22 protein-coding genes and 3 pseudogenes are annotated in these 24,114 nt (G+C 65.3%); 5 read left to right on the forward strand and 20 right to left on the reverse strand.

All coding sequences use genetic code 11. The features are described from left to right. The 6 genes and pseudogenes from ACLQ3I_RS00005 to ACLQ3I_RS00030 form a co-directional block, all read right to left on the reverse strand. Nucleotides 1-262: pseudogene (locus ACLQ3I_RS00005) on the reverse strand (HNH endonuclease); the annotation flags it as partial. 149 nt (nucleotides 263-411) lie between these two features. After that, a complete protein-coding gene (locus ACLQ3I_RS00010) occupies nucleotides 412-1,158 on the reverse strand; it encodes a succinate dehydrogenase/fumarate reductase iron-sulfur subunit (RefSeq protein ID WP_425799790.1) in 747 nt (248 codons plus the stop codon). 1 nt (nucleotide 1,159) lies between these two features. Then, on the reverse strand, nucleotides 1,160-3,088 hold the full coding sequence (locus tag ACLQ3I_RS00015) for a fumarate reductase/succinate dehydrogenase flavoprotein subunit (RefSeq protein WP_425794868.1): 1,929 nt from the start codon (nucleotides 3,086-3,088) through the stop codon (nucleotides 1,160-1,162). Nucleotides 3,089-3,149: 61 nt separating this feature from the next. Next, a complete protein-coding gene (locus ACLQ3I_RS00020) occupies nucleotides 3,150-3,974 on the reverse strand; it encodes a hypothetical protein (RefSeq protein ID WP_425794867.1) in 825 nt (274 codons plus the stop codon). After that, nucleotides 3,971-4,264, reverse strand: a complete 294-nt coding sequence (locus tag ACLQ3I_RS00025) for a hypothetical protein (protein WP_425799791.1) — start codon at nucleotides 4,262-4,264, stop codon at nucleotides 3,971-3,973. Before ACLQ3I_RS00025 ends, ACLQ3I_RS00020 begins: the two co-directional genes overlap by 4 nt. 167 nt (nucleotides 4,265-4,431) lie before the next feature. Next, nucleotides 4,432-4,908 (reverse strand): MarR family winged helix-turn-helix transcriptional regulator, encoded by a 477-nt coding sequence (locus ACLQ3I_RS00030; protein WP_425799792.1) that lies wholly within the window; start codon nucleotides 4,906-4,908, stop codon nucleotides 4,432-4,434. A 60-nt stretch (nucleotides 4,909-4,968) separates the two neighbouring features. On the opposite strand from ACLQ3I_RS00030, the gene ACLQ3I_RS00035 reads away from it, so the two are divergent. Beyond that, nucleotides 4,969-5,619, forward strand: a complete 651-nt coding sequence (locus tag ACLQ3I_RS00035; RefSeq protein ID WP_425794864.1) for an MBL fold metallo-hydrolase — start codon at nucleotides 4,969-4,971, stop codon at nucleotides 5,617-5,619. 202 nt (nucleotides 5,620-5,821) lie between these two features. Then, a complete protein-coding gene (locus ACLQ3I_RS00040; RefSeq protein ID WP_425799793.1) occupies nucleotides 5,822-6,454 on the forward strand; it encodes a DUF2461 domain-containing protein in 633 nt (210 codons plus the stop codon). Here ACLQ3I_RS00040 and ACLQ3I_RS00045 read toward each other — a convergent pair. From ACLQ3I_RS00045 to ACLQ3I_RS00060, 4 genes are all read right to left on the reverse strand, one after another. Then, the gene (locus tag ACLQ3I_RS00045; protein ID WP_425799794.1) at nucleotides 6,451-8,016 is read right to left on the reverse strand and encodes an HD domain-containing phosphohydrolase; all 1,566 of its coding nucleotides are present in this window, start codon (nucleotides 8,014-8,016) and stop codon (nucleotides 6,451-6,453) included. The genes ACLQ3I_RS00040 and ACLQ3I_RS00045 overlap by 4 nt on opposite strands. Nucleotides 8,017-8,083: 67 nt before the next feature. Next, the gene (gene mddA / locus ACLQ3I_RS00050) at nucleotides 8,084-8,890 is read right to left on the reverse strand and encodes a methanethiol S-methyltransferase (protein ID WP_425799795.1); all 807 of its coding nucleotides are present in this window, start codon (nucleotides 8,888-8,890) and stop codon (nucleotides 8,084-8,086) included. Then, on the reverse strand, nucleotides 8,890-9,630 hold the full coding sequence (locus ACLQ3I_RS00055; RefSeq protein WP_425799796.1) for a hypothetical protein: 741 nt from the start codon (nucleotides 9,628-9,630) through the stop codon (nucleotides 8,890-8,892). The genes mddA and ACLQ3I_RS00055 overlap by 1 nt, the downstream gene beginning before the upstream one ends. 89 nt (nucleotides 9,631-9,719) lie before the next feature. Next, nucleotides 9,720-10,127, reverse strand: a complete 408-nt coding sequence (locus ACLQ3I_RS00060) for a YchJ family protein (protein ID WP_425799797.1) — start codon at nucleotides 10,125-10,127, stop codon at nucleotides 9,720-9,722. Nucleotides 10,128-10,216: 89 nt separating this feature from the next. On the opposite strand from ACLQ3I_RS00060, the gene ACLQ3I_RS00065 reads away from it, so the two are divergent. Next, nucleotides 10,217-10,537 (forward strand): hypothetical protein, encoded by a 321-nt coding sequence (locus ACLQ3I_RS00065; protein ID WP_425794858.1) that lies wholly within the window; start codon nucleotides 10,217-10,219, stop codon nucleotides 10,535-10,537. A gap of 306 nt (nucleotides 10,538-10,843) precedes the next feature. Here the strand turns inward: ACLQ3I_RS00065 and ACLQ3I_RS00070 are convergent, their stop codons facing one another. The 3 genes and pseudogenes from ACLQ3I_RS00070 to ACLQ3I_RS00080 form a co-directional block, all read right to left on the reverse strand. Then, nucleotides 10,844-11,734 carry a sucrase ferredoxin gene (locus tag ACLQ3I_RS00070; protein WP_425799798.1) on the reverse strand — a complete coding sequence of 297 codons (891 nt, stop codon included), beginning with the start codon at nucleotides 11,732-11,734 and terminating at the stop codon, nucleotides 10,844-10,846. After that, the gene (locus ACLQ3I_RS00075; RefSeq protein ID WP_425799799.1) at nucleotides 11,731-12,963 is read right to left on the reverse strand and encodes a cupin domain-containing protein; all 1,233 of its coding nucleotides are present in this window, start codon (nucleotides 12,961-12,963) and stop codon (nucleotides 11,731-11,733) included. Before ACLQ3I_RS00075 ends, ACLQ3I_RS00070 begins: the two co-directional genes overlap by 4 nt. A gap of 13 nt (nucleotides 12,964-12,976) precedes the next feature. Next, nucleotides 12,977-13,153, reverse strand: a pseudogene (locus tag ACLQ3I_RS00080) (BatC protein); the annotation flags it as partial. A 182-nt stretch (nucleotides 13,154-13,335) separates the two neighbouring features. Here ACLQ3I_RS00080 and ACLQ3I_RS00085 point away from each other — a divergent pair. Then, entirely contained in the window at nucleotides 13,336-14,970 is a 1,635-nt protein-coding gene (locus ACLQ3I_RS00085; RefSeq protein ID WP_425794854.1) for an MFS transporter, read from the forward strand. Between the two features lie 104 nt (nucleotides 14,971-15,074). Here the strand turns inward: ACLQ3I_RS00085 and ACLQ3I_RS00090 are convergent, their stop codons facing one another. Both ACLQ3I_RS00090 and ACLQ3I_RS00095 read right to left on the reverse strand, forming a co-directional pair. Next, nucleotides 15,075-15,380, reverse strand: a complete 306-nt coding sequence (locus ACLQ3I_RS00090) for an SHOCT domain-containing protein (protein WP_425794853.1) — start codon at nucleotides 15,378-15,380, stop codon at nucleotides 15,075-15,077. 44 nt (nucleotides 15,381-15,424) lie between these two features. Continuing rightward, entirely contained in the window at nucleotides 15,425-15,853 is a 429-nt protein-coding gene (locus tag ACLQ3I_RS00095; RefSeq protein ID WP_425794852.1) for a DUF6325 family protein, read from the reverse strand. Between the two features lie 187 nt (nucleotides 15,854-16,040). On the opposite strand from ACLQ3I_RS00095, the gene ACLQ3I_RS00100 reads away from it, so the two are divergent. Further along, complete coding sequence (locus ACLQ3I_RS00100; protein ID WP_425794851.1) at nucleotides 16,041-16,757, forward strand: DUF998 domain-containing protein; 717 nt, start codon at nucleotides 16,041-16,043, stop codon at nucleotides 16,755-16,757. 2 nt (nucleotides 16,758-16,759) lie between these two features. Here ACLQ3I_RS00100 and ACLQ3I_RS00105 read toward each other — a convergent pair whose 3' ends face one another. The 5 genes and pseudogenes from ACLQ3I_RS00105 to pyk all read right to left on the reverse strand — a co-directional run bounded on the left by ACLQ3I_RS00105 (nucleotide 16,760) and on the right by pyk (nucleotide 24,022). Beyond that, the gene (locus tag ACLQ3I_RS00105) at nucleotides 16,760-18,595 is read right to left on the reverse strand and encodes an AMP-dependent synthetase/ligase (RefSeq protein WP_425794850.1); all 1,836 of its coding nucleotides are present in this window, start codon (nucleotides 18,593-18,595) and stop codon (nucleotides 16,760-16,762) included. Nucleotides 18,596-18,737: 142 nt separating this feature from the next. Then, nucleotides 18,738-20,647: pseudogene (locus tag ACLQ3I_RS00110) on the reverse strand (ABC transporter ATP-binding protein/permease). A gap of 118 nt (nucleotides 20,648-20,765) precedes the next feature. Continuing rightward, a complete protein-coding gene (locus ACLQ3I_RS00115) occupies nucleotides 20,766-21,308 on the reverse strand; it encodes a hypothetical protein (RefSeq protein ID WP_425792063.1) in 543 nt (180 codons plus the stop codon). Between the two features lie 214 nt (nucleotides 21,309-21,522). After that, entirely contained in the window at nucleotides 21,523-22,398 is an 876-nt protein-coding gene (locus ACLQ3I_RS00120; RefSeq protein ID WP_425792062.1) for an acyl-CoA thioesterase, read from the reverse strand. 190 nt (nucleotides 22,399-22,588) lie between these two features. Next, a complete protein-coding gene (gene pyk, locus ACLQ3I_RS00125) occupies nucleotides 22,589-24,022 on the reverse strand; it encodes a pyruvate kinase (protein ID WP_425792061.1) in 1,434 nt (477 codons plus the stop codon). Nucleotides 24,023-24,114: the final 92 nt, after the last annotated feature.

The raw sequence follows: 24,114 nt of genomic DNA on the forward strand, positions 1-24,114 counted from the left end.
CGAACCCGTCCACCACCAGAATGTCCTCCGGCCGTTCCTCGGGTCCGACGAGACGGTCATGCAGTTCGGCGGCCAACTGGTAGTCGTGCCACGCCAGATACGCCCGGCCACGCTGCGTCGCCGCCATCGACCCCAACAGCCTGTTGGCATCCACCTCATCGATGCCCTCGGCATGCAGGTGTCCGGTGAACAACGGCGCCAACTCAGGCCACGGTGAGGCCTCACCCCACCACGACGACAACCGCCAATCCGGACCCGACACCGAACACGCCTTCCCCACAGAGAACAGGACACGGCGAAACCACACGTCCCACATATCTCTGAAAGAAGACCCGCCCGTCAGGGCTGATCCGACATCAACACTTCGATTCCGCTGACAACCAACCTATTACACCGCACCGACAAGTTCGGTCATCGCCGAAACAATTTGTTGCCCAACCACACCAGCGGGTCGTAGTGCCGATCCACCACGCGTTCCTTCATCGGAATCAGCGCGTTGTCGGTGATCTTGATGTTCTCGGGACACACATCCGTACAACACTTGGTGATGTTGCACAGCCCCAGACCGTGTTCGGACTGCGCAGAATCGCGGCGCTCGGCCACGTCGAGGGGATGCATGTCGAGTTCGGCGACGCGCATCAGGAAACGCGGCCCGGCAAAGTTCTCCTTGTTCTCCTCGTGGTCGCGGACCACATGGCAGGTGTCCTGACAGAGGAAGCACTCGATGCACTTGCGGAACTCCTGTGACCGCTGCACGTCGACCTGCTTCATCCGGTACTCGCCCGCCTTGAGACCTTCGGGCGGCGTGAACGACTGGATCTCCCGGGCTTTTGCATAGTTGAACGAGACGTCGGTGACCAGGTCGCGGATGACCGGAAACGTCCGCATCGGCGTGACGGTGATGACCTCGTCTTCGGTGAATGTGGACATCCTGGTCATACACAGCAGCTTCGGACGGCCGTTGACCTCCGCCGAGCACGACCCGCATTTACCGGCCTTGCAGTTCCAGCGCACGGCCAGATCGGGAGTCTGCGTGGCCTGTAACCGGTGGATGATGTCGAGCACCACCTCGCCGTCGTTGACGAGCACGGTGTAGTCCTGCAGGTCACCGCCGTCGGTGTCACCACGCCATACCCGGAACTTCGCGTCATAGCCCATGTCAGCCCTCCTTGTCGCCGCCGGCGTCGGGATGCCCGGCGATCTCACCGGCGGTGTAGTACTTCTCGATCTCGGAGAAATCGAAGAGTTCCAGCAACTCCGCACGCATCGGGATCTGTTCTTCCTTGACCACCGTCACCTCGGGGACGGGCGAATCGCCACCCAGATCCGCGGTGCAGACCAGAAGTGTGTTGCGCCAATTCGCATCCATCGAGGGGTGGTCGTCGCGGGTGTGGCCACCACGACTCTCGGTGCGCAACAGCGCCGCCTTCGCGACACACTCACAGACCAGCAACATGTTTCGCAGGTCGACGGCCAGATGCCAGCCCGGGTTGAACTGCCGGTGCCCCTCCACCTGCATGCCGGGCAGTCGGCCACGGATGTCGTCGAGAACACGGATCGCCTCGTCGACCTCGGCTTCCTTCCGGATGATGCCGACCAGATCGTTCATGGATTGCTGCAGGTCGGTGTGCAGGGTGTATGGGTTTTCGGGCTTGCCTGCGCTCTTCGACTCGAAGGGCGCCAACGCGAACGCTGCGGCCCGGTCGACGTCGGCGGCGGACACGGCGGGCCGGGTTCCCAGCGATTCGATGTACGACGCCGCACCGAGCCCGGCCCGTCGCCCGAACACCAGCAGATCGGACAACGAGTTGCCGCCCAACCGATTCGATCCGTGCATGCCACCGGAGCATTCGCCTGCCGCGAACAATCCGGGCACGCGCGCCGCCCCGGTGTCCGGATCGACCTCGATGCCGCCCATCACGTAATGACAGGTGGGACCCACCTCCATCGGCTCGGCCGTGATGTCGACGTCGGCAAGTTCTTTGAACTGATGGTGCATCGACGGCAGCCGACGGACGATCTCGTCGGCCGGCATGCGCGAGGCGATGTCGAGATAGACGCCGCCGTGTTCGGTGCCACGGCCGGCCTTGACCTCTTCGTTGATCGCCCGCGCAACCTCGTCGCGCGGCAGCAGATCGGGTGTGCGACGGGCACTGTCGTTGTCGGCGAGCCACTTGTCGGCTTCTTCTTCGGTCTCGGCGTACTGGCCCTTGAAGACGGGCGGGATGTAGTCGAACATGAACCGTTTGCCGTCGGTGTTCTTGAGGACGCCGCCGTCACCGCGAACACCTTCGGTCACGAGGATGCCCTTGACACTGGGCGGCCAGACCATCCCGGTCGGGTGGAACTGGACGAACTCCATGTTGATCAGGCTGGCACCGGCACGCAGCGCGAGTGCGTGTCCGTCGCCGGTGTATTCCCACGAATTGGACGTCACCTTGAACGACTTGCCGATACCCCCGGTCGCCAAGACGATCGCCGGCGCTTCGAACAGCACGAATCGGCCGGATTCGCGCCAATATCCGAACGCTCCCGCAATGGCATCACCGTCCTTGAGCAATTCGGTGACGGTGCACTCGGCGAACACCTTGATACGCGCCTCGTAGTCACCGGTGGCCGCGTAATCCTCCTGCTGCAGCGAGACGATCTTCTGCTGCATGGTCCTGATCAGCTCGAGGCCGGTCCGGTCTCCGACGTGCGCAAGTCTGGGATAGGTGTGACCACCGAAGTTGCGCTGGGCAATTCGACCGTCCTCGGTTCGATCGAACAGCGCGCCATAGGTTTCCAGTTCCCAGACCCGATCCGGCGCCTCCTTGGCGTGCAGTTCCGCCATCCGCCAGTTGTTCAGGAACTTGCCACCGCGCATGGTGTCCTTGAAATGTGTCTGCCAGCTGTCCTTCGAGTTGGCGTTGCCCATCGATGCGGCACAACCACCTTCGGCCATGACCGTGTGCGCCTTGCCGAACAACGACTTGCACACCACGGCGACGGAGTAGCCCTTCTCGCGGGCCTCGATGACCGCACGCAGACCGGCGCCACCGGCACCGATCACAACTACGTCGTATTGGTGGCGTTCGGTTTCGGTCATCTAGCGATTGCTCCCAGCGTCGAATCGATTGCGCAACAGTCGTTGCACACATGGCAACGGGTCAACCCACAAATCGCAGGTCAGAGATCGTGTTACTGGCCACCAGCATGATGTAGAAATCGGTGAGCACCAACGTGCCGAGCGTGATCCAGGCGAACTGCATGTGGCGAGTGTTGAGCTTCGAGACCTGAGTCCAGATCCAGTATCGGACCGGATGCGCCGAGAAATGCTTGAGACGACCGCCGGTGACGTGGCGGCACGAATGACACGACACCGTGTAGGTCCAGAGCAGGATCACGTTCACGAGCAGGATCACGTTGCCCAGTCCGAACCCGAAACCTCCACCCTTGCCGTGGAACGCGGCGATGGCATCGTAGGTGTTGATCAACGAAACGATCACCGCCACATAGAAGAAATAGCGGTGTGCGTTCTGGATGATCAACGGAAGCCGGGTCTCCCCCGAGTACCGGGAATGCGGTTCTGCCACCGCGCAGGCCGGCGGCGAGAACCAGACCGAACGGTAGTAGGCCTTGCGGTAGTAGTAGCAGGTCACCCGAAAGCCGAGGAGGAACGGGAGGACCACGAACCCGAGTGGAATCCACATCGGAAGTTCGGGAAACGGGGTCCCGAAGTGGCTCGATCCCGGCACACACGACTCGCTCAGACACGGCGAGTAGAACGGCGACAGGTAGTGATAGTCGGCAACCCAATAGGCGCTGCGAACGAATGCCCGCACCGTCGCGTAGATGATGAATGCCGACAGACCCAGCACCGTCAACAGCGGCGACAGCCACCATCTGTCGACTCGAAGAGTTCGCGCCAGAATGCGCGCCCGTCCCGGAGAGAGAACCCCGGTTGCTTCCCGCTCAGTCGCGGGGGCGCTCACTTCGTCGGCTCACGCGAGTGGAAGCCCAGCCCTTCGTCTTGGGCACCAAGCCATGCCGCCTCGTCAGACTTGCTGTCGGGTACGTAGACCACGTCGTCCTTCCCCCCAGGCGCCCGGACCACCGGTGGCGGCGCATGCTCGAAGTCATGCAGGTCGATCTCGAGCCGATCGAGGTCGTTGGTCATCCGACGAACAGCATCAACATCCCCGTAGTGCGACTTCAGCGTGAAGATGTGATGCCGCAGCGCTCCGATACTGCGGTGGAGCTCCTTCATCTCGGCTGTTATCATGGCGATCCCTCCAAGACCTGTGTGATATGTAACACAGTACTGGCAGGGCGCAGTGAGTCAACGCTTTTGAGCGAACGTGTCACGCTCCCGGCAGGATGTCCGCAGTCGTCCCCGAGGTGCGTCCGGATCCCGCCGAAAGGGCTGGATCGCACTCCGATAAGACCAGCTCAACCGGCATTTCGGTTCGTGTTCGCCTGCACGGCTTGCGCCATGATCTCGAGAATCTCGGGCATCTGGTCGAGAATCTCGCGCTGCCGAGGCGTCAGGTCCGTATCAGCGGCAGCCGCAACGATTTCGCGTCGCCGGGTTCGATCCCGCGCCAGGGCCTCGCCTCCCCCGTCGGTCATCGACACGAGGGCACTGCGCGCATCGTCGGGGTCCGCCGCACGCGAGACGAGACCAGTGGCCTCCATGTCACGGACCGTGATCCGCATGCTCTGATGACGGACTCCGCGCTTGCGCGCCAGGGTCGCGACCGACTGCGGCCCGTCGCGGTCGAGGGCACCGAGCACCTCGCCGTAGCCGGACGGCAGCGATTCGGTGACCGACCGCACCGCGCGTACGAAGCCCCCCACCGCCCGGCGGAGATCCTCGGCAAGGTCGAGTCCCGTTGCGCCGTCGGCATTGTCCGAGTCGACAACCATGTCCCAAAGCGTACAGTCGGACTGTATTCATCTACAGCCGAACCGTGCGCCGGAGGTCTCATGCGTCTCACCAAATACACCCATGCCACCGTCACCCTGTCGAAGGGTGACAACACGCTGCTGATCGACCCGGGAACGTTCACCCCCGACGCCGCGGAGTTGCTGGCCGCCGCCGACGCCGTCCTCATCACGCACGAGCATTTCGATCACTTCGACGCCGAGAAGATCGTGGCCGCCATGAAGCAGCGGGACGAGCTGCATCTGTACGGACCCGCGTCCATCGCCGGCGCGTTGTCGGAGGTCGCGGACCGTGTGCACGCGGTCTCGACCGGGGAGTCCTTCGAGATCGCCGGGTTCGCGGTCGAGACGTTCGTCGCCGACCACGCGGTGATCCACCCGGAGATCCCCCTGGTCGACAACGTCGGATTCCTGATCGATCACCGCGTCTTCCATCCGGGCGATGCGTACCTGAATCCGGGTCGACCGATCGAGACGCTGCTACTTCCCGTCAGCGGACCCTGGATCTCCACCGAGCAGGCCATCGATTTCGTGCGGGCGGTGGCGCCGCAGCTCAGTATCGCGATCCACGACGTCATGCTCAGTGACACCGGCAAGGCGTCAACCGGCATGTTCCTCGGCGCGGACTCGTTGACCGGAACGCCGTTGGAGGTGCTCGCCGTCGGTGAGGATCGGGAGTTGGCGGGCGCGTAGGTCTGGTCGGGTCGGGTCGGGTCGGGTCGGGTCGGGTGCTGGTCTCGATACGCCACTCACTTCGTTCGCGGCTACTCGACCGGCAGAAAGGTTGCGGCCACTCGACCGGCAGAAAGGCTGCGGCCACTCGACGGGCAGCGGGTGCGACTACCCGCACCGGGGAGACACCTACCCGATCTGCGTTCCGCGTACCCTCACCCGCATGACCTTCGAGGGCTTTCCCGAGGCCGCACTCGACTTCTACGACGACCTCGAGATGGACAACACCAAGACCTTCTGGGAGTCGCACAAGGAGGTCTATCGTTCGGCTGTCGCGGACCCGATGCGTGAACTCACGGATGCGCTCGCCGACGAGTTCGGCCCGGCCAAGATCTTTCGCCCCTACCGCGACGTGCGGTTCTCCAAGGACAAGACGCCGTACAAGATCCATCAAGGTGCATTCGTCGGGCTCGGTCCGGCGACCGGATATTACGTGCAGATCGGCGCCCCGGGCCTGCGCGTCGGCGCGGGCTTCTACGAGGCGTCCACCGAGCGCCTCGCCGCACTGCGGGCCGCGGTCGACCATGACCGCCACGGTGCCGACCTGGAACGGCTGCTGAAGAAGCTCGCCAAGGCGGGCTGGGAGATCGGCGGCGACAAACTCAAGACCTCCCCGCGCGGGTGGGACGCCGACCACCCGCGGATCGACCTGCTACGCCACAAGTCACTCACCGTCGGCCGAGACTACGGATTCGAGGACGTGATCCACACCGCCGCCCTGGTCGATCGCATCCGTACGGACTGGCGGGCCACGACGCCGCTCGTCGAATGGGTCGTGCGGCACGGAGCTCCTTAACCGGAAAGGTCTCCGGCGACCGGACCGACGAGCCCGTGCTGTAAGGCGTAGAGGCTCGCGCCGACCCGGTTGGCGGCGCCGATCTTGGTGTATGTCCGCTCGACGTGATTGCGTACGGTCTTCTCGCTCAACACGAGTCGAGCCGCGATCTCCCGGTTGGACATTCCGCGTGCCACCAGTCCGAGGATCTCGGTCTCGCGTCGAGTCAGCGCATCGTCGCGGCGGCCCCGGACCCGCTTGTGTCCGGCGGCGGTCAGAACCGCCTCGACACAGTCGCCGTCGAGCGCTCCGCGGTCGGCACGCCGCTTGATCCGGGAGACCGCTTCCTCGTCGGTGAGCGCCGCCCGGTAGGGCCGTGGCTCGACCGCCGACCGGAAGGCAACCGCAGCCGCCACCAACCGTTGTCCCCGACCGAGTGCGGCACCTCCGATCCCGAGAGGATAGCCGGTGCCGTCGAGATGTTCGTGATGCGCACGTGCGATCGCCGCGATGTCGTCGAAGCCGGGAATCCGCATGAGAACTCGGTCGGTGAGGTACGGGTGCATCCTGACCCGCTCCCACTCGGCCCCGGTCAACTCTCCCGGTTTCGACCAGATCTGACTCGACACACCGATTCGGCCGACGTCGTGGAGATGCCCGGCGCGGCGCACGCTGTCGATCTCGACCGGAGACATCCCGATTTGACCGGCGGCGGAGTCCACGAGCTCGGCCACACCCCTCGAATGACCAAGCGCAAAAGGGCATTTGAGATCACCGAAGTCACCGATCGCCGTCACCAGCGCGTCCAGGCCGCGCTCGTCGAGAGCGATCTCCGAATCCGGGGCGAGGCTCATGGCGCTGCTCCACGGATCGTCCGCGGCCACCGACAGCGCACCCTCGGGGTCGGTGACGAACGCGTCGACGACCGCGGGATCGAAATGACCGCCGCGACGGCTGCGCGCCATCGCGACCGCACCGTGGACGCCGTACGTCCGGTGGTGCACCTCCGCCATGTCGGCCAGTTGCGCCACCCGCATCTCGATCGGGATGTCGTCGGCCGACACACCGTTCGGCAGTCCCCCGCCGTCGTATCGCTCATAGGTGAAGGCGATCGCGTGCTCGACCTCGGGGCCGAGCCCGATGTGCCGCGCCAGGGCTGCCGCCGACATGCAGTGCGAATGCACCAGTGTCGCGATCTGCCCGCGCGCGTCACGGAACAACGTCGCCATCGTCTTCACGCGGTAACCGATCGGCTCCCCGCGAGCCACGTTGCCGAGCAAGAATCGGAAGTATGGAATCCCGGACCAGTCAACGAGATACGCGTCACTTCGCACCGCGATGTCGTCGCCGAACCACCGTGCGTACTCCTGCGAATCGGCATGGCACCCGATCCACATCAGCAGGGTCGCATAGTAGGTCGTGTCGCGCTGGGTTCGGTCCAGCCCGAGCCGATCGGACAACCGGCAGGCGATGACCGCCGAGCGCAACATGTGTTCGGCCGGCTGACCGAGCCCGAGGTCGATGGCGACCGAGAGCCCGGCCAACACCTCCACGCGCCGTGGTAGCGCGGATCGCCCGGTCATGAGCCCATTGTCGACCTGTTGACTGTGCGGTGTCAGCCGCCTGCCGGCCCCGGGGCGAATCACGCGATCAGACACGATGCCGCAGCGCGGGCAGGAGCATGGGCACCCGCTTCCGGTACGCAACGTAGTCAGCGCCGAATGCGCGGACCAGGTCCCGCTCTTCCAGGCGGATGCCGACGAAGATGAACCCGATGGTGGCGATGGCGAAAACGAGGTGCCCTGTGGTCATCGTCGGCGTCACCCAGAAGGCGATGAGGAAACCGAGGTAGATGGGGTGGCGCACGATGCCGTACCAGAGCGGCGTGACGAACCTGTACGTCGGCGCCGGACGACCTCGCGCGTTGGTGACCACCTGCCGCAGTCCGAAGAGATCGAAGTGGTCGATGAGGAATGTCGTCGTCAGGACGAGCAGCCAACCCGCGAGCGACACCGCGACCAGGATGCTCGACGCAAGCGTTCCCGACACATCCCAGAGCTCGGCGGTGATCGGACACCACCACCACATCAGCGCGGCGAGGCACAACGAGGCAGCGAGCACATACGTGCTCCGCTCGACCACTACCGGCACGATGCGCGTCCACCACCGCTTGAAGCCGGCGCGGGCCATCACGCTGTGCTGCGCGGCGAAGATCGTCAGCAACACGACATTCACCAGCAGGGCGATCGCCGCCGGGACGGTCGGGCCGCCGTGATCGATGGTCCGGGCAACGAGATCGCTGTCACCGATGGTGATGCGGATGCCCTCGACGAAGGCGATGGCCCAGGAGAACACCAGCAGGAAAAGGACATAGGCTGCTACGCCGTACCCGACGGCGGCGATCCGCCCGGCAACCTCGACGGTCCCGGGGGCCGGGCGGCGCATCGTCGTCGTCATCACGCCATCTCCGATCGGGCCGCGACAACGTCGCCGGCCGACGGGGTCGGCGACGTGAAACTCGCGTGTCCGACAAAGAACAGGCCGCGCTGGGGTAGCCAGAAATCCCCGAGGGCCGTTTGGACGTCGAGCGGACCGGGGGCGCCGAGATCCTGCCCCCGATGGGAGGCCTCGGTGGTCGCCACCCGCCAGACCTGGAGCGGGGTGGCCCGGAACCGAGGTCCGTTCGGCGTCCGGCCACACAATCGCATGCGACCGGTGCCCAGGACGGCCCCGGCCATCGGACCCATGGCAGTCAAGACCGATCGGCTGGCCAGTGCGCGCATGGGCATCATGTCGCCCATCGCGGTCAAGATCCTCGTGGCCGGCGACGACGCCAGACCGATCCGCCAGTGCAGGACATCACCGAGAGTCACCTCGACATCGGACTCGCCGGTCCAGGCGATGTCGATGGAGGGAACCCGCCGAACGTCCGCGGCCGCGCCGAAGTAGCGGGGACAGCTCACCTTCGGATCGGTTGTCGTGTGAATTGTCCACCTGCCCTGCGGGTCTCGGTGCCAGATCGTCCGATAGGAAGGGCCGATCGAGCTGGCGACCATCTCGCGCAATGCGAGATAGTGGCCTGATGCGAAGGGCGTCCCCATGATCCCGTAACCGGCGAACCGTTCGTCGGTTCCACCCGGCAGTTCGGGATGTGCGCGCAGGGCGGTGACCGCCTGGTGAGGAGTGTGGGTACTCATCTGCTCAGTCTGAGACGCGGCCCGTGCTCGGCGCGTGGGGCAAATGCCTCATCTGCAGATCAGGAGCGAGGTCGAAGGAGCTGACGACCTTAGGAGACGACTCCGTCGACGTACACCCACTGCCCGTCGAGACGCGCGAACCTGCTGCGCTCGTGAAGTGAACCTCGGACCCCATCCTGCCGATGGTGCGCGGTGAACGTCACCTCGCCGGTGGTGTCGAATGGCGTTCCACCGGAAGTGGATTCGATGTCGAGTCGATACCACTGCAGGGTGTCGTCCAGGTCGAGGATCCGGGGCCGCGTGCGCGGATGCCAGCTCGCCAGCAGGTGATCTCGGTCGCCGACCGCGAACGCGGTGAACCGTGACCGCATCAGCGCCTCGGCGGTCCCGGCCTTCCGCTCGCCGGCCAGGATCGGACCGCAGCATTCGTCGAGGGTCAGGCCCGACATACACGGGCACCGCTCGTTCCCCGACCGGCCGTTCCCCGAAATGCTCATCACCGTGAGCCTATGCCCTCGAGACCGTCGACTGCGGATTGACAGCCGGCGCATACGCCGACCGCAGCACCGAAGGGTGTGATGGCACCATGCGCACCACCGAAAACACCTCGACCGATACAGTTCTCGTCGTCATGGTCGGCAGTGCCCGCGCACATGCGATCGTTCACCAGGTCCTCCGGTCCGGACGCAATGTCGTCCTGACCGGCCCGTCGTCGCACGATGTCGTCCCGTTTGTCGATGCCTCCGTCCGCGATCGCGTGTGGGCCGTCGTCTCCGATCCGTCGGATCCCGATCAGGTCGCCGCCGTCATCGAGCGCGCCATCGACATCGTCGGGCCGGTCATCATGATCATCGACCCGAGTGGCCTGCTGTCCGACGTCCAATCGGCCGATCGACAGGTCGCCTGACTGGATCGACCACGCACTTCGGCAGTCGATTCACCACCAGCGCCACCGCAGGCAACGTCACCGCCATCGCCGCGGCACGACGGGCTCTCCGGCAACGGGGCGAGCGGGTCTGGTTCGGTCCCACCATGTGGCAGGACGAGTCGGCGTTTCGCATCTCGGCGTCGTCGTGGCGGATCTCGATACGCCTCGGGCTCGCTACGCTCGCTCGTGGCTACTCGATCAGCGGGATCGGTCGGTGGAATCGGTCGGCGAAATCGATCGGCGGGATGGGCAGCTCGATCGGACAGCACTCACCATCGCGGTCCCTCAGGGCCGGAGGACACTCATCGACACCAGGACGAACTGACGCACTCGGCCCGCCACCTGCGAACCACACGTCGACAGCAGTGGGTCGGACATCTGTTCGGCGAGGATCACCTCGAGCGGACCGTCGTTGCCGTCGAGTACGACGCGAATCCGGTGATCGCCTCGCTGCACGTCCAGCGCTGCCAGCGCGTCGATTCGGTCCTCGCCGGTCTTCTGCCGCACGAAATGCTGGGCCGCCTGCACCGGATGCGGCAATGAGGTCCGTCCCCGCAGGTGCTCATCGTCCAGTCTTCCCTCGTTGTACAACCGGATGAGGGCAGCGGGATCGTCGCTCGAATCGACCCGCCCGTAACTCAGGCCGTGCGGCAGCACGAGCATCGTCGCGGCGAACCGATCACCGCCCAGATGTGAGCATTCCCAGGTCCATTCGGGGAACTCGGTGGCGATCGCAGTGGTCGCCGACCGGCCGCGCACCGCGCAGCACTGGTCGTGTTTGCCGTGCGCGCAGATCGCGATCACCGGGTCCGACGACGATTCGCCGTCGGAGCCGTCCAACGCGAGATCCAGATAGCTCGTCGCGTCGTCGACCTCTCCCTGATGGATCGACTCCTCCCCTGGGCTCGAGTGCACGACGAACCACCGCCAGCGCGGCGTCGGTGCACGCCTACCCGGTCGGCGGATGGCGACGATACGCATCCCGGTCGCCTCCACCCGACGAACGATGGAACGACCGAGTGCGGGATCGATGATCTTGGACGAGTTGAGGAACACCGACGGCCCCCATGGGCCCGACACCTCCAGGAGCAACCACGAGAAGCCGGCCGAGGCCGTGCCGTACATCGGGTCCCCGCGCTCCAGCGACTGATCGCTGCACGGGAGACCGCCCGTCAACCCGCCACCCCGGGCGTCGGCGGTTCGGCGGGAACCAGAACGGCTTCGCGCAGCAGCCGCCGAATCAAGACGATGCCGTCGGCGGTATCGAGTCCGGGCAGTGCGCCGGCATGCACGACGTCGCCGCGGGCCACCATATACAGGGCGTCGGCGCAGTACCCGGGAAAGCTGATCGTCCGGCCGCGCAGCCGTAGCTCGACGCGCTCCCCGGCCCGGGACACCGATCCCACCAGCCCGTGCCGCCAGCACACCCGCGTCGCGGCGTCGAGGTCGGCGATGATGCCGATCGTGCGCAGCGGCCGCACCGAGACCGGGCGAGTCTGTTCGGCGAACCGCGCTCGCAATCGAGTGGCGGTGGCGGCACCGAGATCGGCGCTCCGGTCCCGCAGCACCGCGACGAGGGCCGCCATCGCCTTTGCGGTCATCGCCTCGGTCTCGTCGCGGTCGGTCAGGTCGATCCCCATCGGTAGCGAGGAGCGGAACTCCTCGATCTGACCGAGTTCGTCGACGACGGCCCGGACCAGGTCGACGACGGTGGTCGCGGACACCCCGATGGTGAGATGAATGGACGTCTCACCCTGGGCCTGCGCGGAGTGAATCCACCCGCGGGGCAGGTACAGCACGTCGCCCGGGGTCAGCACCGTGTCGATGACCGGGTCGTCGCCCACCCGCGCCTTGATGGCGCTGCGATGATCGGTCCACGGCTGCGAGGCGAGCGGATCCCGGTGCACCGGCGCATGGACGGTCCATCGCTTGCGCCCGCCGGTCTGCAGCACGAACACGTCGTGGACGTCGTAGTGCGCATCGAAACCGCGGTTGTTCGCCGGCGTGACGTATGCGTTGGCCTGCACCGGATGACCGAGGTCGTCGACCATGCCCCGACCGAAGTCGATCACCGGCGGCCACAGCCGATGAAGCCCCTGCAGCACGATCGTCGCACCGGCCGCGAACTGCGCGAGCACCTGCGCGGAGTCGACCTGGTCGGGCATCTCCGCGCCGAACCCGGCCGGCCCCGTGTAACAGTCGCGACCGACGAGGTCACCGTCCCTGGCCATCCGGATGAAGGGTGTCCGGAGGCCGCGTTCGGCGATCAGTTCGTCGACATCCGATGCCGACAGCAGATCACCGAAGTCCCGCGGCAGTGAATCCGAACGGCTGAGCAGCGGCCGCCGGCCCCAGTATTCGCTCCCGAATGTCGCGGGACCGACCGAGATACAGCGACTGAGCATCGGGTGGCGGTCAGGCTGTTCCGTCGGCACCACCGTCATGGCCGTCGGGATTCGAGCCGCCGTCGGCTGGTCCCTCACCGGCACCCGCAGTCCCGTCGGCACCGCCGTCATGGCCTTCCGGATTCGAGCCGCCGTCGGCCGCGCCTTCGCCGCCTCCGGAGGTGGTGATGTCATCGTCGTCGAGTGCCATCGGCTTCCTTTCGTCGTCCGGAGCTGTACTTGGCTCCTCTCCCCACTATGAAGAGATCTCCCGGCAGTGTCCCGTCATTGAGAGGATCGATCTGCGACCGCCACTCATCCGATCCGAATGATTTCCTCTTACCGGCGACGACATGGCACCTCCGTGCGTGTTTCCCGGCGTAACCTTGCCCAGTGCAACACTGGCGCGTCCTGATCATTCTGTGCGCTGCGCAGTTCATCATGGTCCTCGACACCACAGTCATGAACGTGTCGGTCTCCAGCGTCGTGGTCGATCTCGACACGAGCATCACCCAGGTGCAGCTGGCGATCACGCTTTACACCCTGGTGATGGGTTCGTTCATGTTGTTCGGCGGTCGACTGGGCGACATGTTCGGACGTCGTCGGGTGTTCTCGATCGGCCTGATCGTCTACGGCATCGGATCTTTGATCACCGCGTTCAGCCCCAACATCGGGGTTCTGCTGTTCGGCTGGTCCTTCGTCGAGGGCGCCGGCGCGGTCTTGGTGATGCCGGCGATCATCTCACTCACCGCAACCAATTACGACGGCAAGGACCGTGCCACCGCGTACAGCGCACTGGGTGGGATCGCGGCCGCAGGAGCAGCGGCCGGACCGCTGATAGGCGGCTGGGTCACCGAGGCACTGACGTGGCGGGTCGTCTTCGCGGCCGAAACCGTGGTGTGCCTGGCCGTGATCGCATGCGTTCGGGTCATCTCGGACACCGGCCGGTCGAGTTCGCGGCGGATGGACTGGGGCGGTACGTTCCTCTCCGCCGCAGGTCTGGGCCTCATCGTGTTGGCCTTCCTGCAGTCCGGCACCTGGGGATTCATCCGGCCGTCCGGGGCGTTGACCGTCGCGGGCAACGAGATCACGCCTTTCGGTCTCTCGGTGGTGCCGTTCATGATCGCCGCCGGAGTGTTCGTCCTCATCGGATTCTTCCATTGGGAACGTCACGTCATCTCGCGTGGTCACACGCCGTTGATGCACCCTGACCTGCTGCGAAAACTCCAGTTGCGCAACGGCCTCGTCATGATGGTTGCGCAGCAGACGATCATCGGCGGGATCTTCTTCGTGATCCCCATCTATCTGCAGTACGTTCTGCTGAAAAATGCGTTCGAGACGGGCGTGAAGCTCGCGCCCATGTCGATCGCCATGCTCGTCGCCGCCTTCGCGAGTCCGAAACTCGCTGCGACACAATCGCCACGGCGCATGGTCCGCCTCGGTCTGATACTCGTGATCGTCGGATCGTGCTTGTTGGTCACCACGATCGAGCCGCAGCTCAACGGGGTGTTGTTCGCGATCGGGATGGCGATCTTCGGAGCGGGATTCGGCTTCATCGCCTCACAACTCGGCAACGTCATCATGTCGTCGGTCGGTGACCGCGACCGGGGTGAGGCCGGCGGTCTCCAGGGCACGGCGCAGAACATCGGGACATCGGTAGGGGTAGCCCTCCTCGGTGCGCTGCTCATCGCATCCCTCAGCAGCGGATTCAACAATGCCGCCCAAGCGGATCCGAACCTGTCCGAGCAGAGCAAGACCCGGATCGCCGAGCTCTCCGCCGACGGGGTCGAGATCGTGACCAAGGATCAGCTGACCGAGGCAGCCGAGGCGAACGGCCTGTCGGCCCAGGACGTGGAGCGGCTGGCCGAACATTACGGCGACGCCCAGATTCAGTCGATCAAGGACTCGATCCTGCTCGCCATCCTGCTCGCCGGGCTGGGTCTGGTCGTCGCCCGGCGCCTCCCTCGACAACCGGGTGCGGAACTCGGCGCCGGCCCCGTGGTCGGCGCCGAACCGGAGAATGCCTGACGGAACCGCGACCTCACGCATGCCGGGGCCGCAAAGACCACATCTCTCGTCAGCGACCCTGCGCGCGTGCAAGGTCGGTGACGAGAGATGAGGTCTTTGGGGATTCAGCTACCGAGAATCTTCGCCTTCTGCGCAGCGAATTCCTGTTCGGTCAGGATGCCCTGCTGATACAGGGCGCCCAGCTCCTTGAGCTGTTCGATGGTATCCGGGGCCGGCGCCGCAGCAGGTGCGGGCGGCGGAGCGGGAGGTGCGGCCTGCGGCACGGGTTGCGGCTGCGCGTAACGCTGCTGGTTCTCGTACTCCTGCCGGGACCAGCGGTTGGATTGGCGGCGGGCCACACGGTTGCTCACCGATGTCGCGGTTCCGGCGATGACGGCGGTGCGCGTGGCGGCGCGGATGAGTCCGGGCATGATGATCTCCTTCTGAGGGTCGGATCTGATCGGGAACGAGGCGGTCAGGCCTCGGCGGCTTCCAGGGTTTCGAGGAACTCGTCCATCGGGATACGACCGGCGGACACCATTTGGCCACCGTTTCGTCGTAGCGCCGCAGCAAACCCTGCAGCCCATGAATTTTCGTACACGATGATCGCCGCCGCGGTCCCCGGCTGCAGCACCGATGCCGCCTCGGAGACGTCGTCGGTCGAGATCAGATCGGTGGCGACGCCGTCGAAAACCTCGAAATCGGCACCGAGCTGGTCGAGTTCGAGCTGGGTGATCGAGCCGTCGTCGTCCTTCATCACGAAGGCGAGATCGATGATGCGGATGACACCACGATCCACCAAGTCGATCAGGTAGGGAATCGCCTCTCCGTTCGGCTGCTTGTCGGGCCATTCCAATACGACGTAATCGATGGGTCCGAGCTCTTGGGGGGCTTCTTCGGTCATGAAAACCTCGCTGCATCGCGATTGACAGGTGGTGATCGTCATCCCGCATCGCGCGGAAACGACGACCCTGGGACGATCCTAGTGCGAACAGGCCGCTGCGCCCCGGGGTTCGACCGCATTTTCATCCCGGCCGGGTGAGATGCGGCTCCACCACCGGATCGGGGCTGGTCATCGCTACGCTGTGCGGGTGACATCCGCCGTGCCCCGAACGCGGCCGTGGCGTGTCGTCGCGGCGGGACTCCTGGTGGCGCTCGCGGGCGTCTGCTATTCGTCCTGGGTTCTGGAGTTCCTGTGGCCCGGACCGCTCGATCCGTTCCGCAGTTTTCTGAGCGAATTGGACGCCGCACACCGCCCCCATCGAGAGGTGTACGTCGCAGGAGACATCACCACCTCGTGCTGCGCGATGCTCGCCACCCTCGCCCTGCTCGTGCCGCGCCCCGTGTTCCGCGGGTTCCCGGCGATCACCGCGGTGGTGGCGCTGGGCACCTTCGGGATGTCGACGATCGCCGACGCCCTCATGCCGATCGAATGTATTCCCGGCGTCGACACCGGCTGCCCGAACGAGCCCAGCGGAATCCTCCCGCAGTTACACCACATTCACGCCCTGACGAGCACGCTCGCGGTGTTCTCCATCTTCACCGCGATGATCGCGGCGACGGTCGCCGCCTACCGTTCCGGCACATGGCCGCAACTGCGGGTGGTCGGGAGCATCGTGCTGGTCGTGATCGTGGTGTCCACCGTCTGGATGTTGGCCGCCGACAACCTGTCGGGTGACTTTCGTCTGGGTCTCGCACAGCGCATCCAGGTCGGCGGGATGACGGTCTGGTTGATGGTCTGGGGATGGGCGATCGTCGCGGCGCGGCACGGTCGTAGCCAAGGCCACGCACGAATGTCGGAGGTGTGACGCTAGCGCAGATCGATGACGTCGCTCCCCGGCGACTCCCCGTACATCCCGACGATGTGATCTGCGTATTTCGTCGCAATCGGCTTGCGCCGCAATTTCATCGTCGGCGTCAACTCGTCGCCGCCCGGGTCCCAGGCGGTCGGCACCAGGGTGAACCGCTTGACCTGTTCGACCCTCGACAGTTTGCCGTTGCCCTGCCGGAAGGCGGCGGTGACCTCGTCGATCACCTCGCGCCGACGCGACAGCGTGGCTATGTCCGCATCCGGGATGTTCAGGTTCTTCGCTCGTGCCGCGGCTGCGTCCGGGTCCAGGACGACGAGCGCGGCGATGTACGGCTTGGCGTCTCCGATCGCCACCACCTGTCCGATCAGTGATGACGCCGCCTTCATCGCGTTCTCGATGTTCGTGGGCGACATGTTCTTGCCGGCCTCGTTGATGATCAGTTCCTTCTTACGATCGACGATGGTCACGTTGCCCTGGTCATCGATGGTGGCGATGTCGCCGGTGGCGAGCCAGCCGTCGGCGTCGATGGTGTCCGCGGACTTTTCCGGCTGTTTGCGATAGCCGCGCATCACCACTGGACCACGGATGAGGAGTTCACCGTCGGCGGCCAGCTTTGTCTCTACGCCGGCCACCGGTTTGCCCACGGTTCCTATCCTGAGATTCTCGGCCGTGGTCATGGTCGACACCCCGGTGGTTTCCGACATCCCCCAGACCTCCAACACCGGAATGCCGAGACCGAGGAAGAACTGGAGGACCTCGGGCGGAATCGCCGCCGCGCCGGAACCGGCGAACGTGACCTGGTCCATCCCGATGGCGGTACGGACCTTGTGCAGCACCAGCCTGTCGGCCAGCCCGTGCTGGACGCCACCGACCAATCCGTCACCGCGTCCCTCGAGATGCGCCTTCGCGGAGGCAGCTCCGACCCCGAGTGCCCATGCCGCCAGATTCTTCTTCACCGGGCTGGATTCGTCGGCCATCTTCGCCTCGATTCCCGCCCGGATCTTCTGCCACACCCGCGGCACACCGAAGAAGAAGGTGGGCCGCACCTCCGGTAGCGCAGCGGCGATCTCGCGTGGATCCGGAACGGTCGTCACCTGGATACCGCGGACCATGTTCGCCGCATGCGAGGACACGCGGTCGGCGATGTGGGCAGCGGGCAGGTATGAGATGACCCGGTCGTCGAAGCCCGCGTCGACGTGCTCCTCCAGAGCGGTCAACTCGGCGATGATGTTGCGGTGGGTGATCTCCACGCCCTTCGGCGGGCCGGTGGTGCCCGAGGTGTAGATGAGGGTCGCCAGATCATCCGGTCGGACGGCGCGCCACGATGTCTCGAAACCGAAGCCGTCCGGCGCCGCGGTCTGCTCCAGCTCGGCGAGCGTCATCGCGCCACTTGCGGCGCCGTCCACCACGATCGTCGTCGTGACCGCGGTGTCGGCGGCACGAATCGCCGGCAGGAAGGCCTGCTCGGTCACCACCACAGCGTTCTCGGCATTGCCGAACAGGTACTCGATCTGATCCGGTGAGCTCGTGTTGTAGATGGAGAACGGGATCGCCCCGAGATGCAACGCCGCCGTGTCGACCAGGTGGAATTCAGGCCGGTTGGTCAGCATGATGCCGACAGTGTCCCCACGTCGGACGCCGACTGAAGCGAGCCCGCAGGCGATCGCCTCGACGCGGACGGCATACTGCGCCCAGGTGATCTCCTGGATTCCGCCGACGGTCCGGATCGCCACGCTGTCCGGTCGTACCGTCGCCGTCAGTTGAAAGGCCTCCGGGAGGGTGGCCACTGCGATGCCGCTCTCGTGAGGAAATGTGATTCGCTCCGCGTCCGCCATGACCGATGTCCTCGTTCCGCCCGACTATGTGGTCGGCATCACAGTACCGAGAGATCTCGGAGCCGGAAGAGAATCCACCAGATTGGTAATGGAACAGTAAAACACAGACGTCAGCGATGCAATTTATGCTGCGAGAGCTCGATCAGGCGCCGACCGGACGAACCTCCCACGAACCTCCCCCGGTCAACTCGAGAACATTGGTGTGGTGCTGATCGGTGGTGCTGCGGTGGCTGACGGACACCAGGATCGTCTCGGGTAGTTCCGCCCGGATCAGTGAATACAGCGAGTACTCCAGACCTTCGTCGACGGCGGAGGTCGCCTCGTCCATGAACACCACTTCGGGCCGGGTCAGCAGGATGCGCGCGAATGCCACACGCTGCTGCTCTCCCGGCGACAACACCTTCGACCAGTCTTCCTCCTCGTCGAGCCGATCGACGAGGTGAGGCAGGAACACCCGCTCCAACGCGGTCCGGATCGCATCGTCGCCCAAGTCGCCCGGCCGGGCCGGATACGCGACCGCGGTGCGTAGGTCTCCCAGCGGAATGTAGGGGATCTGCGACAGGAACAACGTGCGGTCGCCCGGCGGGCGGGCGAACTCGCCGTCGGCGAACGGCCAGAGTCCGGCCAGCCCGCGCAGCAGGGTCGTCTTGCCCGAACCCGACCGTCCCTTCACGACGAGGGCGTCGCCCGGGTCGAGCGAGAGGCTGAGGTCGCGGATGAGTTCGTTGCCGTCCGGGGTGGTGATGTCGACATCGGTCAGGCGGACGGCACGCTCGCGGTCCGTGGTGGCGAGCACCGGCAACTCGCGTGACTCCTCGTTGGCGTCTTCGAGCCCGTTGAGCCGGATGAGTGCCGCACGGAAATCGGCGAACGAGTCGTAGGCCTCACGGAAGAACGACAACGAGTCGTGGACATTACCGAACGCCGTCGCCGTCTGATTCATGTCGCCCAGGGTGATCGTGCCGGCGAAGAAGCGCGGCGCCTGGATGACGTAGGCGAACACCACCGACAACTGGTTCACGACGAAGTTCCAGCCGGTGAACTTCAGGGTCCGGAAGACGATCTGCCAGAAGTTGCCGACCACGGCTCCGAATCGTTCGAGCAGGCCGGCACGTTCGACGCCCTCACCGTGATAGAGGGCGACGTTCTCGGCGCCATCACGAACTCGGACGAGTGCATATCGGAAGTTCGCAGTCAGACGTTCCCGGAGGAAGTACAGGCGGATCAGCGGTCGTCCGATCCAGAACGCGATGACAGTGGTGATCAAGACGAACATGTAGACGAACCAGACCATCGCGCGCGGCACATCGGCGCCGAACACAGACATCGGACCAGAGAGGTCCCACAGGATTTTCGTGAACGAGACGATGGTGATGATCGCCGGGATCACCCCGTTCGTCGATGATCCGTTGTACCCGAAGACAAGCTGGCGACTCGACGTCGCGACGGTCGTGATGTCCGTCTCGATGCGCTGGTCGGGGTTGTCGACCCCGGGCTGGATCGCGGCATCAGGCCCCTGAGGGAGCGCCGCCTCGACGAATCTGTTCCGGTAGAACGCCTTTCCACCGAGCCAGTCCGTGGTGTTGCGCGTTGTCATGTACTCGCGCAGCTTGATCTCGAAGGCGCTGCCCAGGTACAGCTCGATGAGGGTTCGTACGATGTGGATCGCTGCGAGGACGCCGAAGATCCACATGGCCTTCCAGAAGCCCGACTTTCCGGCATCCAGAGCATCTTGATTTCCCTGCGCAAGACCCTGGGCTGCGGTCTGGAGCGCCGTGAACATGTCATTGCCCTGATACGAGAACAGGACAGTGAGGCGGACGCCGGCAACCGCCAGCAGCAGCAGCACCCCGACCAGGCTCCACGCCAGCAGTCGAGTATCGGAGTCGGTGAAGAGCCACCGGCGGTCCGCCAGTACTGCCGCCCCCAGTTGGTGAACCGCGCCAGCAGATAGCCGACGACCAGCACCCCGACGAGAGCGATCATGAACACGATGCCGATCCACCGAAGCGAGGCCAAAACCTCGCTGCCCCAGTCGATGCTGTCAGTCACCCTCTCCCCCATCCATCCGAAGGTCACGTGTGGGTCCTGCCCGAAAACCGGCCAGGGGTTCACAGAGATCGCCGCAGTCTAACCCGCGCGTTCGCTTACCACCCGTTAAGGCGAGTGGTCACGGAACGGGACGCAACACAACCCCCGACGAAAGCGCCGATTCGGACACGGTCTCCTGGAGGACGTCGCCGATGCGGACGACATATCCGTCCCGCCCGGACGCGACGTCGCCGGCACGGAACGTCATCTCACATCCACCGCCGTCGCCGCTCTCGCGCTGACCGAGGGTCGTCGTCGACAGTTCGTCGCCGGTCTCGTCGTAGATCCGGACGGCTGCCCCCGGAGCAATCTGCAGTGCCTGTGCCTGGGTCGTCGGACACACCACCGCACCGTGCGCAGTGAAGGACGTCCGGTTGACCGTGCCGACCAGCAGTGCCGCGACCGCTACCCCCGCCAGCGCCATCGCGGCGAGTGAACTGATGATGATGATCGGCGATCGCGTGCTGCGCTGCCAGGTGCGCTGCGGCAACGTCGGTCCCGAGCGCAGCCAGAACTGAGGCGGGTCGGTGGGACCGGTGTAGGGACTCATCGGACGGCCGGCACCGGGGTGTGCCTGCGCCTGTGGCGCCACGTCGTGTCGAGGAGGCTGGGCGGAGGTCATGGGATCAGTCTGCCAGCACGGGGGGTGTGGTCTCGATACGCCGACTCGCCTGGCGGCTCGCCGGCTACTCGACCAGCGGATTGGCGCGGCCACTCGACCAGCGGTTTCGCGCGGCCACTCGACCAGCGGTTTCGCGCGGCCACTCGACCAGCGGTTTGGCGCGGCCACTCGACCGGCGGTTTCGCGCGCTACTCGACCAGCGGATTGGCGCCGCTCAGTTCTTGGGCGGGAAGTACTTGATCAGCGCCTCTTGGACAACCGAGGTCGCCAGGGTACCGTCACGCTTCCAGAACCGGCCCGATCCCATGCCGCGGCTACCGGTCGCGACCGGCGACCGCGTCGCGTACAGCATCCAATCGTCAAAACGGAACTCGCGGTGGAACCACATCGAATGGTTGACGGTGGCGGCGAAGAGTCGGTCGATCCCCCACGAGAGACCGTGGGTGGTGATGATCGAGTCGAGGACCGTGGTGTCGGAGGCATAGCACATCGCGGCCACGTGCAGGAGCGGATCGTCGGGCATCACACCGTCGGTCTTCATCCACACCCGGTTGTCCGTGAGGGTGGCCCCGGCGTCGCGCATCTTCCACGTCGGATCGTTGGCGAATCGGATGTCGATGGGGTGCAACGCATTGACGAACGTGGCGATGCGATCCTCGTAGCCCTTGAAATGCTCGCCGAGCGGCGGCAACTCCTCCGGGTAGGGCACCTGCGGGATGTCCACCGCGTGTTCCAGGCCGGCCGTGTTGTCCTGGAAAGCGACCAGCATCGTGAACACCTCAGAGCCGTCCTGCATCGCGGTCACCTGTCGGTTCGCGAACGACTTTCCGTCGCGAAACCGCGCGACGTGATACTCCATGGGCTTGCTGACATCGCCACCCCGGATGAAGTGGGCGTGCAGTGCGTGGATCGGTGGGTTCCCCCGGGTGATGGTGCGGCCGGCCGACACCACTCCCTGCGCCAGCAGTTGCCCACCGAACGTGCGCGCGGTCTTCTGCTCCGGGTGCTGGCCGATGAACAGGTCGTCGTCGCGTCGCTCGACGTCGAGCAGCGCCAGCAATTTGCCGAGATCCTCGGATTGGTCGGTCATGAGAGCACACCCTATGCCCTCGCGGAGGGTGGTCTCGATACGACTCCTCGCTGCGCTCGTCGTCTACTCGACCAACGGAAGAATACGGCTCCTACCAGCGGAACGGTACGAACTCGACCAACGGAAGAATACGGCTTTTACCAGCGGAACGGTACGAACTCGACCAGCAGAGCGATCCGACCAGCGGGGGTCAGTGGTCCTGCTCGCCGATCCGATGGACGTGAATCATGTTGGTGGAGCCGACTGTTCCGGGCGGAGCACCCGCGACGATCACCACCACGTCGCCTTCTTTGAGACGCCCGATGCGCAGGAGCTGCAGGTCGACCTGATCGATCATGTGATCGGTGCTGTCGACGTTGTCGACGATGAACGTCTCGGTGCCCCAGCTCAACGCCAGCTGGCTACGCACCTCCTGGGTCGGCGTGAAGGCCAGCAACGGAAGCCGCGAATGCAAGCGGGCGAGCCGGCGGACGGTGTCGCCCGACTGCGTGAACGCCACCAGAGCCTTCACCTCCAGTCGCTCGCCGATGTCGCGGGCGGCGTAGGAGATGATGCCGCGCTTGGTGCGCGGCACGTGTGAGAGCGGCGGGACGTCGCGGGAACCGCCCTCGACCGCACGCGCGATCTTGTCCATCGTCAGCACCGAATCGATCGGCCATTTACCCACCGACGTCTCACCGGACAGCATCACCGCGTCGGCACCATCGAGAACCGCGTTGGCGACGTCGGAGGCCTCGGCACGGGTGGGACGCGAGTTCTCGATCATCGAGTCCAACATCTGCGTCGCGACGATCACCGGTTTGGCGTTCTCCCGGGCCATCTGGATCGCCCGCTTCTGGACCAGCGGAACCTCTTCGAGCGGCAACTCGACGCCGAGGTCACCGCGGGCGACCATGATGGCGTCGAACGCCAGCACGATGGCCTCGAGGTTGTCGATGGCTTCGGGCTTCTCCAGCTTCGCGATCACCGGCACGCGGCGCCCCACTCGATCCATGACCTCGTGGACCAACTCGATGTCGGCCGGACTCCGGACAAAGGACAGGGCGATCATGTCGACACCCAGTTCCAGCGCGAACTCCAGGTCGGCAATGTCCTTCTCCGACATCGCCGGCACCGACACGTTCACGCCCGGCAGTGACAGGCCCTTGTTGTTGCTGACCGGTCCGCCCTCGGTCACCATGCACACCACGTCGTTGCCGTCGACTGCCGTGGCGACCAGACCGACCTTGCCGTCGTCGACGAGTAGCCGGTCACCGGGTTTGGCGTCGGCGGCCAGGTGTTTGTAGGTGGTCGACACCCGATCGTGCGTACCGACGATGTCGTCGACGGTGACCCGCACTTCGTCGCCCGTCGCCCACAGCACCTCGCCGTTCGGTGCGCCGGTGTCCTCGAATTTGCCGAGACGGATCTTCGGGCCCTGCAGGTCGGCCAGGATGCCGACCGCCTTCTCGGTGGCATCACTCGCCTTACGCACCCTGGCGTACACCTCGCGGTGCACGTCGTGGGTGCCGTGGCTCATGTTCATCCGGGCCACATCCATCCCGGCCTCGACGAGCTCTTTGAGCTTCTCGTCGCTACTGGTCGCCGGGCCGAGGGTGCAGACAATCTTTGTTCGCCGTGTCACTGTGTTCACCTTAGTCCCGTTGGATCGCCATCTCTATCCCGGCGCGGATTGGTCACCTGCCGGACAACTGCAGTTCGAGCAGGTCAGCGCCC

This window comes from Gordonia sp. DT101, from assembly GCF_049844895.1.
Taxonomy (GTDB): domain Bacteria; phylum Actinomycetota; class Actinomycetes; order Mycobacteriales; family Mycobacteriaceae; genus Gordonia.

Bases quoted from the DNA above. Each gene is read 5' to 3' on its own strand.
- ACLQ3I_RS00010 (WP_425799790.1), bottom strand. From the start codon at position 1,158: ATGGGCTATGACGCGAAGTTCCGGGTATGGCGTGGTGACACCGACGGC.
- ACLQ3I_RS00015 (WP_425794868.1), bottom strand. From the start codon at position 3,088: ATGACCGAAACCGAACGCCACCAATACGACGTAGTTGTGATCGGTGCC.
- ACLQ3I_RS00025 (WP_425799791.1), bottom strand. From the start codon at position 4,264: ATGATAACAGCCGAGATGAAGGAGCTCCACCGCAGTATCGGAGCGCTG.
- ACLQ3I_RS00030 (WP_425799792.1), bottom strand. From the start codon at position 4,908: ATGGTTGTCGACTCGGACAATGCCGACGGCGCAACGGGACTCGACCTT.
- ACLQ3I_RS00035 (WP_425794864.1), top strand. From the start codon at position 4,969: ATGCGTCTCACCAAATACACCCATGCCACCGTCACCCTGTCGAAGGGT.
- ACLQ3I_RS00040 (WP_425799793.1), top strand. From the start codon at position 5,822: ATGACCTTCGAGGGCTTTCCCGAGGCCGCACTCGACTTCTACGACGAC.
- ACLQ3I_RS00045 (WP_425799794.1), bottom strand. From the start codon at position 8,016: ATGACCGGGCGATCCGCGCTACCACGGCGCGTGGAGGTGTTGGCCGGG.
- mddA (WP_425799795.1), bottom strand. From the start codon at position 8,890: ATGACGACGACGATGCGCCGCCCGGCCCCCGGGACCGTCGAGGTTGCC.
- ACLQ3I_RS00055 (WP_425799796.1), bottom strand. From the start codon at position 9,630: ATGAGTACCCACACTCCTCACCAGGCGGTCACCGCCCTGCGCGCACAT.
- ACLQ3I_RS00060 (WP_425799797.1), bottom strand. From the start codon at position 10,127: ATGAGCATTTCGGGGAACGGCCGGTCGGGGAACGAGCGGTGCCCGTGT.
- ACLQ3I_RS00065 (WP_425794858.1), top strand. From the start codon at position 10,217: ATGCGCACCACCGAAAACACCTCGACCGATACAGTTCTCGTCGTCATG.
- ACLQ3I_RS00075 (WP_425799799.1), bottom strand. From the start codon at position 12,963: ATGCTCAGTCGCTGTATCTCGGTCGGTCCCGCGACATTCGGGAGCGAA.
- ACLQ3I_RS00090 (WP_425794853.1), bottom strand. From the start codon at position 15,380: ATGCCCGGACTCATCCGCGCCGCCACGCGCACCGCCGTCATCGCCGGA.
- ACLQ3I_RS00095 (WP_425794852.1), bottom strand. From the start codon at position 15,853: ATGACCGAAGAAGCCCCCCAAGAGCTCGGACCCATCGATTACGTCGTA.
- ACLQ3I_RS00105 (WP_425794850.1), bottom strand. From the start codon at position 18,595: ATGGCGGACGCGGAGCGAATCACATTTCCTCACGAGAGCGGCATCGCA.
- ACLQ3I_RS00115 (WP_425792063.1), bottom strand. From the start codon at position 21,308: ATGACCTCCGCCCAGCCTCCTCGACACGACGTGGCGCCACAGGCGCAG.
- ACLQ3I_RS00120 (WP_425792062.1), bottom strand. From the start codon at position 22,398: ATGACCGACCAATCCGAGGATCTCGGCAAATTGCTGGCGCTGCTCGAC.